Source organism: Chryseobacterium sp. Leaf180 (assembly GCF_001424585.1).
In the GTDB taxonomy this organism is placed as follows: domain Bacteria; phylum Bacteroidota; class Bacteroidia; order Flavobacteriales; family Weeksellaceae; genus Chryseobacterium.
The window spans coordinates 186,876-198,912 of sequence record NZ_LMPJ01000009.1; the positions used below are offsets into that span (position 1 = coordinate 186,876).

7 protein-coding genes are annotated in these 12,037 nt (G+C 40.5%); 4 read left to right on the forward strand and 3 right to left on the reverse strand.

Annotated elements, in window-relative coordinates:
• Nucleotides 1-146: 146 nt before the first annotated feature.
• Nucleotides 147-4,814: a DNA polymerase III subunit alpha gene (gene dnaE, locus ASG01_RS09930; protein ID WP_055863243.1), complete on the reverse strand. Its 4,668-nt coding sequence runs from the start codon at nucleotides 4,812-4,814 to the stop codon at nucleotides 147-149.
• 165 nt (nucleotides 4,815-4,979) lie between these two features.
• On the opposite strand from dnaE, the gene ASG01_RS09935 reads away from it, so the two are divergent.
• Together ASG01_RS09935 and ASG01_RS09940 are read left to right on the forward strand one after the other, a co-directional pair.
• The gene (locus ASG01_RS09935) at nucleotides 4,980-7,052 is read left to right on the forward strand and encodes a thiamine pyrophosphate-dependent enzyme (protein ID WP_055863245.1); all 2,073 of its coding nucleotides are present in this window, start codon (nucleotides 4,980-4,982) and stop codon (nucleotides 7,050-7,052) included.
• Between the two features lie 82 nt (nucleotides 7,053-7,134).
• Nucleotides 7,135-8,160, forward strand: a complete 1,026-nt coding sequence (locus ASG01_RS09940; protein WP_055863247.1) for a bestrophin family protein — start codon at nucleotides 7,135-7,137, stop codon at nucleotides 8,158-8,160.
• A gap of 8 nt (nucleotides 8,161-8,168) precedes the next feature.
• On the opposite strand, the gene ASG01_RS09945 is transcribed toward ASG01_RS09940, so the two are convergent.
• Complete coding sequence (locus tag ASG01_RS09945) at nucleotides 8,169-9,173, reverse strand: glycosyltransferase (protein ID WP_055863249.1); 1,005 nt, start codon at nucleotides 9,171-9,173, stop codon at nucleotides 8,169-8,171.
• Nucleotides 9,174-9,279: 106 nt separating this feature from the next.
• Nucleotides 9,280-10,449: a class I SAM-dependent RNA methyltransferase gene (locus ASG01_RS09950; protein ID WP_055863251.1), complete on the reverse strand. Its 1,170-nt coding sequence runs from the start codon at nucleotides 10,447-10,449 to the stop codon at nucleotides 9,280-9,282.
• 136 nt (nucleotides 10,450-10,585) lie between these two features.
• Here ASG01_RS09950 and ASG01_RS09955 point away from each other — a divergent pair, with 136 nt between their 5' ends.
• The gene (locus ASG01_RS09955; protein ID WP_055863253.1) at nucleotides 10,586-11,314 is read left to right on the forward strand and encodes a class I SAM-dependent DNA methyltransferase; all 729 of its coding nucleotides are present in this window, start codon (nucleotides 10,586-10,588) and stop codon (nucleotides 11,312-11,314) included.
• Complete coding sequence (locus ASG01_RS09960) at nucleotides 11,311-12,024, forward strand: ZIP family metal transporter (RefSeq protein WP_055863255.1); 714 nt, start codon at nucleotides 11,311-11,313, stop codon at nucleotides 12,022-12,024. The genes ASG01_RS09955 and ASG01_RS09960 overlap by 4 nt, the downstream gene beginning before the upstream one ends.
• The last annotated feature ends 13 nt before the right edge of the window (nucleotides 12,025-12,037 follow it).

Consider the following 12,037-nt stretch of genomic DNA (forward strand, 5'->3'; position numbering starts at 1 on the left):
TTATTTAATTATCAATAAACCTTATGCTATATTGTCTACCATTTTAGCAGACTTTAGAGAAATAATTTACAAATCTGGAAATAAAAAAAATATAATTATTTATGTTTTAGTGATAAATCTAACCTATCTGGATCCAAATCTTTTTATCAATTCAGATAAAACTCATATTTCTTCAGCAACTGGATCTCTTTAATCAGATTTTCGTTCACAGAAACCGAGTACCGCATCGACTGAAGCTCGATGTGCGCATCTTCTTCCAGACTTTTTATGAGGAATTTGAATTTTTGTGATCCTTTATTATCATCCAGAACATGACGGAAAAACTCCAGATCTTCCGGCCGGAAATCCATCACATCCATCACCAAAGAAATGCTTTTTGCGAATTTATCAAATGCTTCCTGCAATTCGATCACTTCGGTGACGTTCACGAAAACGCGGCCATCTTTTACCTGCGCAAATTTTATTTTTAGAATCACAAAACGCTGCACTTCCAGCTTTTCTTTCAGTTTCATATAATCGCGGTCGCCCAGTCTGAAAGAATACGATCCCGAATAATCTTCCAGGGTAAGAAATGCGACTTTTTCACCGCTTTTAAAACCGTCTTTCACCACGTATTCAGTGATCAAACCGGCGACGGTATATTCTTTTCCGCTGCCGCCATTTTCGCGTTCTTTCTGGAGCGTCTTCCAGTCTTTTTTCTTCTCTTCAAAAAGTTCTGCCGGCTTATTGGCAAACGCCTGATCTTTACAGGCATCTACTTCATCCAGATTCAGAAACCCAAAATTACCTTTTGGTTCTGCTTTTTTCACCGTTTCTTCTATGATTTCTTCTTCACCTGCAACTAAATCGTCGGCAACAATTTCGGTAAGATCAACCAATTCTTCCAGATCCTGCGCTTCGATAACAGGGATTTCTGCGATGGTAATTTTTTCTTCTTCGTCTTTTTCCAAAACCGATTTTTTGGAGAGTTTTCCCTGCATAAATTCAAAATGAAATTTGAACTCATCCAGCGGATGTGCAGAAAGATAGAAACCGATGATTTCCTTTTCCTTATTTAATTTGTGCATATTCGGCCATTCCGGGCAAGGTGCGAGTTTTGGCTGCTCGATCTGAACCTCATCAGCAAAATCGGCAAACAGAGAATTTTCCATCTCATTTTTACTCTCCTGAAAACTCTGCCCATAGCGAATTAACCTTTCAATATTTGTTCTGCCCGCCATGTCAATATCAAAATACTGTCCGCGGTGATACATTTTAAATTCGTCAAAAGCGCCTGCCAAAACCAAACTTTCTGCCACTCTTTTATTCATCTGAGACGGCAGAATTCTTTCGAAAAAGTCATAGATATTTTTAAATCTTCCGTTGGCTCTTTCTTTCGTAATTGCCTCACTCGGCCCTTCCCCGATTCCTTTTATTGCACCGAGACCAAAGCGAATCTGGCCTTTTTCATTCACCGAAAATTTATACTGCGATTCATTCACATCAGGCCCCAAAACATCCACACCAATACTTTTGCAGTCTTCCATAAACATGGTGATCGACTCGGTATTGTTGATGTTGTTGCTCATCACACTCGCCATATATTCTGCCGGAAAATTAGCTTTCAGATATGCGGTCTGATAAGCGATCAACGCATAGCAGGTCGAGTGAGATTTGTTGAAAGCATATTCTGCAAAGGCTTCCCAGTCTTTCCAGATTTTGTTGAGTTTTACCTCATCCAGATTGTTGGCTTTACCACCGTTCAAAAATTTCGGGAACATTTTATCCAGCGTCGGGCGGTCTTTTTTCCCCATCGCTTTTCTCAATGTATCGGCTTCACCTTTGGTAAAATTCGCCAGTTTCTGCGAAAGCAGCATTACCTGCTCCTGATACACTGTAATGCCGTAGGTTTCCTGTAAATATTCTTCAGTCTCGTCGAGATCATAAATAATTTCTTCGATACCGTGTTTCCGGTTGATGAAGTTTGGAATATATTTAATCGGTCCCGGACGGTACAGCGCGTTCATGGCAATCAGATCCGCAAAAACCGTTGGCTTCAGTTCGCGCATGTATTTCTGCATTCCCGGACTTTCATACTGGAAAATCCCCACCGTTCTTCCCTCTTTAAATAGCTGGTATGTTTTGGTATCATCCAGCGGAATATCATCCGGATTGATGTCAATATTATGTCTTGATTTTACGAGTTTCAAAGCATCTTTAATAATGGTCAGCGTACGCAAACCCAGAAAGTCCATTTTCAGAAGTCCCGCACTTTCCGCGACTGAGTTGTCGAACTGAGAGACCAGAATATCGGCATCTTTTGCGGCAATCGTCACAGGAACCAAGTTGCTCACATCTTCCGGCGTGATAATCACTCCACAAGCATGAATTCCTGTATTTCGGATACAGCCTTCCATTTTCATGGCACTTTCGAGAACATCATGACGCGGATCTTCAGGATTATTGAGAACATATTTCATCTCATCTACCAGCATCTGATCTTCCGGTTTCAGCTTATCATATTTAGATAAAGCCTTTGCGATATTCATTCCCGGTGTCGAAGGAATCAGTTTTGCGATGTTATTCGTATCTGGAATTGGCAAATCCAAAACTCTTCCTGCATCTTTGATCGCCGATTTTCCACCCAAAACCGAGTATGTAATAATCTGCGCTACCTGATTTTTACCGTATTTTTCAACAACCCATTTGATGATTTTATCTCTTCCTTCATCATCAAAATCGATATCGATATCGGGCATCGAAACCCTTTCCGGATTCAGAAAACGCTCAAAAAGCAAATCGTATTTAATAGGATCCACGTTGGTAATTCCGATGCAGTAGGCAACCGCAGAACCTGCGGCCGATCCACGTCCCGGACCCACCCAAACACCCATATTACGCGCTTCATTACAGAAATCCTGCACGATGAGGAAATATCCTGGATAACCGGTATTTGCCACGACTTCGAGTTCAAAATCGAGACGTTCTTTTATTTCAGGTGTAATCCCGGTCTCAGCGTACCGTTTTTTGGCGCCTTCAAAAGTAAGATGTGTCAGATACGCCATTTCACCGCGTTTACCGCCATCTGCTTCATCTTCAGCATGAATAAATTCTGCAGGAATATCAAATTTTGGAAGCAAAACATCGCGTTTCAAAGTATAGGGTTTAAACTTCGCCGTAAACTCGTCGTATGCCTCAAAAGCATCAGGATACGTCAAAAATGCTTCTTTTATTTCATCTGAATTTTTAATATAATATTCGCCTGTTGCCAGACCTTTTCTCTTGCCAAAACCTTTACCGACCGGTGTTGAAAGCTTTTCACCGTCTTTGATACAGCTTACGATATCCTGAATACTGACATCATCTTTTCCGGTGTAAAAAGTTTCATTCTGTGCTAAAATCTTCACCTCATATTTATCGGCAAAATGCAGCAATACATCATTTAAATGCTCTTCTTCCGGCAGTTTATGATTCTGAATCTGTACATAAAAATCATCCTGAAAAGTTTCTTTCCACCATCTGAAAAGCTCCTCACCTTTCTGCTCACCGGTATTCAAAACCGCATCCGGAATGTCGCCGTTAATGCCCGAAGTGAGCGCGATCAGTCCTTCCTTATATTCAGCAATCATTTCGCGGCTGATTCTCGGTACGCCAAAATAAAATCCTTTCAGAAAACCGATGCTGGAAAGTTTTGCCAAATTTTTATAGCCGTTAAAATCTTTTGCCAGCAAAACCACCTGCGTTCTGCGGTCGGGATCATCTTTTGTAAACTGTTTCTGTTCCGGACGGTCTGAAATATAAAATTCACAACCAACCACCGGAATCAGAGGTTCGGAAACCGGTTCTTTATCATTAAAATCAGTTCCGCTTTCTTGGGCTTCCTGTTTTTTATCTAAAAATTCTTTATGCTTTTTCGCACGGTCTGCGTTGGCAGATTCTACTGCCGAAACAAATTTGAAAGCACCCATCATGTTCCCCAAATCCACTATTCCTACCGCCGGAAAGTGGTCTTCGGTTGCTTTTTTAATTAAATCGCCGATGCTTGAAGTCGCCGAAAGTGTAGAAAAAACACTGTGGTTATTAAAATTAAAATATCTTCCAAGATCGACATCATCGATGCTGCCAACATCCGTCTGCTTTTTCTTGCTGTTGAAATCCGCAACCTGCCTTCTGATAATAATACTGAACGGTCTGATCGGATCCGGATGCAAGGTTTTGAAATACGTGAGCTGATCTTCAGAAATTTTTAAAACTTCAGAGGGAATAATCCCGATACGCATCATTTCGAAAAAAACCTGCGCTGTCGCATTTACATCAGCTGCGGCATTATGCGCTTCATCAAACTTATGTCCGTAAAGCTTTTCGTAGAGTTCTTCAAGTTTTGGAGATTTGTATTTTCCGCCTCTTCCGCCACCAAGCTGACAATATTCGGTTCCCAAAATCATGGTATCGGCTTTTGGCTTTTCCTGAAGATTGTCTTTAATATTTTTCCGGTACATTTCTGCACCTACGATATTGTAATCAAACTCCACGTTATGGCCAGAAACTACTCTTACACGTTCTAAAACCTGAGCAAATTCCATTAAAACCTCATGCAGATCACGCCCCTCTTCCTGTGCGATTCTCGTGGTAATCCCGTGAATTCTTGCGGCATTAAAAGGAATATCATAGCCTTCAGGTTTAATAATATAATCCTGATTTTCTACAAGCGTACCGTCATCATCATGCAGCTGCCAGGCGATCTGTACCATTCTTGGCCAGTTATCGGAATCTGAAAGCGGTGCGTTGAAATTCTTTGGTAAACCTGTGGTTTCGGTATCAAAAACTAAATACATATCTCGTGAAAAGTTGAGGTGAAATGAGCAGGTAAAGTTACTTCAATTTTAAACTAAAAAAAAGCCGTTGAGGCGATTCTCTGCATCCAAAATATCGGTTTTGCGGAAAATGCAGTACATGCGAACGATTGTTAGTGTTTTCTTTTTTGTTTATCTTTGTCGACTATGGAAAATACACTTCACAACAAAGTTTCTCAGGATATTTTACTTAAAGCTTACAACCATATGATGCTTGCCAAAGCGATGGCAGATATCTACGAAGAAAACCGCAATGTAACTAAGTATGTGCACAGTACATCGCGGGGCCATGAGGCGATTCAGCTGGCGACTGCGTATCAGCTGAAGAAAGAAGACTGGGTTTCTCCATATTACCGTGATGAAAGTATTTTGCTGGGAATCGGTTTTGAACCGTATCAATTAATGCTTCAGCTTTTGGCTAAAGCGGATGATCCTTTTTCGGGCGGAAGATCATATTATTCGCATCCATCCAGCAGGAATGAAAATATGCCTAAAATCATTCACCAAAGTTCGGCAACCGGAATGCAGACCATTCCTACAACCGGCGTTGCGCAAGGCATAAAATATATTGAGGAATTTAATATTGAGCAGTTTGAAAACAATCCTGTCGTTGTCTGCAGTCTCGGTGACAATTCTGTGACTGAAGGTGAAGTGAGTGAAGCATTCCAGTTTGCGGCGCTGCATCAGTTGCCTATTATTTTCCTGGTTCAGGATAACGAATGGGGAATTTCTGTAACGAAAGAAGAAGCCCGGACTTGCGATGCGTACGATTTTGTGGCCGGTTTTGAAGGTCTCGGCCGTATGCGCGTAGACGGAACCGATTTTATGGAAAGTTTCGACGTAATGAAAAAAGCCGTGGATTTCGTTCGTGAAGAAAGAAAACCGTTGGTGGTCTGTGCGAAAACTGTTTTGATCGGTCATCATACTTCCGGAGTGAGAAGAGAATTTTACCGCGACGAAAATGATTTAACGAAACATAGAGCAAAAGATCCGGGTGAAATTTTGCGAAATCAACTTTTGGAAAGCGGCACCGATGAAGCTGTATTAAAGCAGATCACGAAAAAAGCAAGACTTGAGGCTGAAGAAGCTTTTGAAAAAGCCCAGAAAGCCGAAGATCCGAAACCGGAAACGGTGATGCACCATATTTTTGCTCCAACGCCCATTACTGAAGAGGTGGGAACGCGCGAGCCGGAAGGCGGCGAGAAAATCGTAATGGTTGACGCTGCGATTCATGCCATTCAGGAGATTATGTGGAAACATCCTGAAGCATTACTGTACGGACAGGACGTTGGTGAAAGAATTGGCGGCGTTTTCCGTGAGACCGTGACTTTAGGAAAAAAATTCGGGAATAAAAGAGTTTTTAACACGGCCATTCAGGAAGCGTATATCATCGGTTCTACAACAGGAATGAGCGCGGTCGGTTTAAAACCAATTGTGGAAGTTCAGTTTGCCGATTATATTTATCCGGGCATCAACCAGCTGATAACAGAGATTTCCAAATCAAATTATTTAAGCAACGGAAAATTTCCGGTGAGCAACATTATCCGCGTTCCGATTGGCGCTTACGGCGGTGGCGGACCTTATCACAGCGGAAGTGTAGAAAGTATTTTGGCTAATATCAAAGGAATAAAAATCGCGTATCCAAGCAACGCAGCAGATTTTAAAGGTTTGCTTAAAGCAGCCTATTACGATCCGAATCCTGTAATTATGCTTGAGCATAAAGGTCTGTACTGGAGCAAAGTTCCCGGAACAGAAGACGCAAAAACCATCGAGCCTGCTGAAGATTATATTTTGCCATTCGGAAAAGCAAATATCACTGTCGCTGCTGATGAAAATGAGATTAAAAAAGGAAACACAGTTGTGGTCGTTACTTATGGAATGGGCGTTTACTGGGCAAAAGAAGCCGTGAAAAATTTCGGTGGAAAAGTGGAAGTTATCGATCTGCGTACAATAATTCCTTTGGATGAAAATCTTGTTTTTGACCGTGTAAAAGCGCACGGAAAATGTATTGTTTTAACGGAAGAACAACTCAACAACTCTTTTGCAGAAGCTTTTGCGCACCGTATTTCTAAAAACTGTTTCAAATATCTTGATGCGCCGGTAGAAACATTGGGATCGCTTGACACGCCAGCCGTTCCGATTAATTTAATTCTGGAAAAAGAAATGCTGCCCAACGCCGAAAAGCTCGCAGCAAAGATTGAAGAAATGCTGAAATATTAAAAATAAAAAACTCCGATTCTGCATCGGAGTTTTTTTTTGTACGGTTTTTGTTACGTTGCAACAAACAACACAAATACCACAGATGATTACCACAAAATATTTCAATTCTAAACAAATCCTCAATCTTGCGGGCATGCACCTGATCTGGCTGACTGCATGGTCTACCCTTGTGGCAGCTGTCTATCAGTTCACTGCATGGGAATGGATGACCATTCCTCTGGTACCATTAACCCTCGTCGGAACTTCTGTATCGATTTTCGTTGGTTTCAAAAGCAATCAAGCTTATGACCGGCTATGGGAAGCAAGAAAAATCTGGGGTGCTATCGTAAATTCCAGCAGGTCATTCAGTGTAATGGTGTACAATTTTGGCAATAGTAAACACAACACCGGAGATATTGTCATCCGAAAAAAACAACTGGTTTACCGTCATATTGCATGGCTCTATACTTTAAAAGATCAGCTTCTGGCATCCACAGAATGGGAACATCTAAGTATTGAAAGGAATTTTATCGGGATTAATGTTAGGCGGCACCGTCAGATAAAAGCGGCTTTTTCAGATGCAGTCCGTACGCCCCTTTTTCAGAAAAAATATCTTACCGACGAAGAATTTGAAAATCAGGATAAGTACAAAAATTTTGCGACGCATCTTATTGCAAAACAGGCAAAAGATCTTGTTGATCTGAGAAATGAAAGTGTTTTTACAGACTTTGAACACATGCAGCTTCAAAACTGTCAGAATGATTTCTACGATTTCCAGGGACAGGCAGAGCGAATTAAAAAGTTTCCTCTACCGAGACAATTCGCCAATTCCGGGTTTATTTTTATTGTCATCTTTATCATCATGCTGCCGCTCGGTCTGGTAAGTGAATTCAGCAAACTTGGTGATTATGGCGTCTGGACGTGCATTCCGTTCTGTGTGGTAGTCGGCTGGATTTATGTAGTTATGGAGCTTGTCGGCGATTATTCTGAAAACCCATTTTCAGGCTTAATGTTTGATATTCCGATGCTTTCCATCTGCCGTACGATTGAGATTGATCTGTTACAGATCATCGACGAACACAACGACCTTCCTGATCCTGTGGCTTCCAAACACGGTGTTTTAATCTAAATAACACCTCAGCTTTTATGAAAATGTTTTGGAAAGGCATCTTCAGGCTTCATTTTTAAAATATTCAGTTTAAACCAGGATTTTAAAAACCCGTAACCGTAGGAGAACATCTGAATGTAGGTTGAAATAACTGCCATTCCAGCGATACCCAGGTTTTTCGTTACAACGGTAGCATGTATTAAAACCAAAAAAGTGTACAGACCATAAAAAGAGAGAATAAGACCTCTCTGTAAAATAAAATACTCAAGAAAACCCATGAAATATCCCAGAAGAAAAATCGTGGGAAACGCGAAAGATATTTTAACATAATTGGGATGACGCTGATTGAGAATCGGACGCGCACAGCCAAACTGATACACCTGTTTTGAAAATTTACCGAAATCTACTCTGCGTTTGTGATAAACCGCAATATCGTGGAAAAATGCCGTGGTGAAACCTTTTTCCCAAAGCGTCATCGAAAGATCAGGATCTTCCCCGATCCGCATTTCCGAAAATCCGCCGACTTTCTGAAAAACGTCTTTTTTAATACCCATATTAAAACTTCGCGGCTGAAACTTTGAAACCGATTTTTTATTTCCTCGAATGCCACCGGTTGTGAAAACCGAGGTCATGGAATACGAAATCGCTTTCTGCATAAGATTGAAACCGCGGTGTGCTTTGTCGGCACCACCAAAGGCATCGCAAGGAATGGCGAGGATATCCTTTTTTATATCTTCAATATAACCGTTCTCCACAATCACGTCGCTGTCGACAAAAACGAGCCAGTCATTTACCGCTTTTTCAGCACCAAAATTTCTTGACAGTCCCGGCCCGGAATTTTGCTTTCGGAAGTATTTAATGTGTAAAATATCTTCAAAATTGCGAACCGTTGGCTTGAGATCAATCAGCGAACCGTCGTCTACGATAATTACTTCAAAATCTTTATCGGTCTGCGCATTCAGAGAATTAAGCAGCTCGAAAAGTTCATCTCTCCGGTTGAAAATGGCAACGACAATGGAAATGGTGGGATTCATTTTAAATTTTTGAAATGCTTTTCTGTATCATTGTTAGCTTTATTTTTGGAACTAAACCCTTAAAGTAAAGCAAAAAGTTCCAAAATGAGTTCAATAATATCTAAAATCACTCCTCTTTATTCTCCAGTTTATGCACCTTTTTCGTGCCTTCATACATTTCATACTGCAGAAACCGAGTTTCCAGCTTTCCGTTGTAGAGTTTAATTTTTCGTGAAGGCCGCAATCCAATTTTCTTAGGCGCATCCAGATCTGATGAAATCAGCCACGCCAAAGTATTTGGATAGGAACTTTTGAAGGTATCACCGATTTTCTTATAAAAATCATCATCGTTGATCGCAATCCGCTCATCGTACGGTGGATTGAAAACCATCAGCAAAGGAAATAATTCTTTTTTCGTCTCGAAAAAATCCTGCTTTCTGACTTCGATAATATCCTCCATTTCGGCAGCTTCAATATTTATTCGCGCAGCGTCCAGCATTCGCGCATCGATATCGTAACCGACAATTTTACCTGTAAATTCTTTTACCCGGTTGACACGAACATCCTTTATTTTGCCAAAAAGATCATCGTTATAATTTTTCCAGTTCTGAAAAGCAAACCTTCTGCGGAAAATCTGTGCCGGAAGATCAAGTGCAATCATCGCCGCTTCAATCAGTAAAGTTCCGGAACCGCACATCGGATCGAGAAAATTTCCCTTTCCGTCCCAGCCTGCCAGCTGCAGCATTCCGCTCGCCAAAACTTCGTTAATCGGCGCTTCGCCCTGCTCCTTTCTGTAACCTCTTTTAAACAAAGGATCGCCGGAAGAATCCATAGAAATCGTCACGAGTTCGCGGTCGATATGAAGATGAAATTTTATATCCGGAAACTTGGTTTCGATGCTCGGTCTTTTGCCATAGCGGTTTTGAAAGAAATCGACGATCGCATCTTTCATCTTAAACGTCATAAACTGAGAATGGCTGAAACGCTCAGAATTCACCGTAGAATCGATTGCAAAAGTCTGATCTACGCTCATAAAATCGTCCCATTCAAACTTGAAAAGTTTTTCGTAAAACTTTGTTTCGTTATAGGCCTTAAATTCTAAAACCGGTACCAAAATTTTCAAAGCGGTACGAGCAGAATAATTGATTTTATAAAGAAACCCCAGATCGCCTTCGCAGTTTACCGCCCGATTTTTCAGTTCAACATTTTTTCCGCCCAGTTTTTTGATTTCTTCCGCCAAAACCGGTTCCAAACCAAAAAAAGTTTTTATCTGAATTTTTAGATTATCGATGTCCATATCTCTTTTTTATTAAGTTTAATATTTTAAAAATGAAAGCGTTAGCGTTTTAAAACTGCAAAAAAATACATTCTGCCAAACTGCTTATTCTAAAATACAATTCGTTTTACCCCGCAAATTTAGTTATTTTTGCCGCATGGAATGGTTTGAATCTTGGTTTGATACGCCTTATTATCATCTTTTATACAGCAACAGAGATTATACGGAAGCTGAGCAGTTTATTACAAAACTCACCACCGAGCTCGAACTTCCAGGAAATTCTAAAATCATCGATTTGGCTTGTGGTAAAGGCAGACACTCTGTTTTTCTCAACAAACTAGGCTACGATATTTTAGGATTAGACCTTTCAAAACAGAGTATTGATTACGATAGACAGTTTGAGAATGAAAGTCTGCATTTTCAGGTGCACGACATGCGGAATCCTATTGAAAGTAAGCCTGTGGACGCAGTTTTCAATCTTTTTACCAGCTTCGGATATTTTGATAAAGAAGAAGAAGACCGGAAAGTTTTCGCTTCCGTAAGTAATGTTTTGAAAACCGACGGCTATTTTGTGCTCGATTATCTTAATGAAGAATTTGTGCGGAAAAATATCGTTCCGGAAACAGTAATCACTCGCGGTACTATCGATTTTAAAATTGAAAAAAGAATAGAGGGCAGACATATTATAAAAGACATCAGATTTGAAGCGGATGGAAAACCGCATCATTATTTTGAGAAAGTAAAACTACACACACTGGAAACCATCCGCAATTACGCCGAAGAAAACGGTTTTGAAAGAGTGAAAATCTGGGGCGATTATCAGCTGAATGATTTTGAGAAAGAGACTTCGCCGCGATGCATTAATTTATTTAAGAAGATCAAATGATTTTTATACTGCTTATCTTAAGCGTAATAACAGGAGTTTTTCTCGGAAAATATTTTGGACAGAAAGAAGCGTTTGCAAAAAATCTTCTGATTTTAAGTGCCGGATTTCTAATTACCATCTGTTTAAATGAAGTTTTTCCGGAAGTTTATACTGCACATAACAGCGAAAATCTCGGAATATTTGTGATTGGAGGTGTTTTGCTTCAGATGATTCTGGAAGCTTTAACCAAAGGTTTTGAGCACGGCCATTTTCATCACCATAACGAGAAAAATATTCTGCCGCTGGCTTTAATGGTTGGACTTTTTGTACATGCTTTTATAGAAGGCATTCCGTTGGCCAACGAAACCAATCCTTTTTCGCCGTATCTGCTGGGAATTGTTTTTCACAATTTACCGATTTCTTTTATTCTCGGCGCGTTTTTGTTTAACCAAAGTAAGGGAGCGAAAACGACCTACACTTCAATGTTAATTATTGCGCTTTTTGCTCTGGCATCGCCAATGGGAATGTTGCTCGGCAATTATTTTAATCCTGACTGGCAGCCGTATTTCCTTGCTATCGTAGGTGGAATTTTCCTGCATATTTCTTCAGTAATTATTTTTGAAAGCAATAAAAACCATAATATCAACTGGTCGAAAATAGGTCTCGTGATTCTCGGAGTTTCGCTGGCGCTCATGATGCATCAGTTTCACACACATCCGCACAGTCATTAAAAAACAGAAAAGG

Coding starts and splice junctions, on each gene's coding strand:
- dnaE (WP_055863243.1), bottom strand. CDS start 4,814: ATGTATTTAGTTTTTGATACCGAAACCACAGGTTTACCAAAGAATTTC.
- ASG01_RS09935 (WP_055863245.1), top strand. CDS start 4,980: ATGGAAAATACACTTCACAACAAAGTTTCTCAGGATATTTTACTTAAA.
- ASG01_RS09940 (WP_055863247.1), top strand. CDS start 7,135: ATGATTACCACAAAATATTTCAATTCTAAACAAATCCTCAATCTTGCG.
- ASG01_RS09945 (WP_055863249.1), bottom strand. CDS start 9,173: ATGAATCCCACCATTTCCATTGTCGTTGCCATTTTCAACCGGAGAGAT.
- ASG01_RS09950 (WP_055863251.1), bottom strand. CDS start 10,449: ATGGACATCGATAATCTAAAAATTCAGATAAAAACTTTTTTTGGTTTG.
- ASG01_RS09955 (WP_055863253.1), top strand. CDS start 10,586: ATGGAATGGTTTGAATCTTGGTTTGATACGCCTTATTATCATCTTTTA.
- ASG01_RS09960 (WP_055863255.1), top strand. CDS start 11,311: ATGATTTTTATACTGCTTATCTTAAGCGTAATAACAGGAGTTTTTCTC.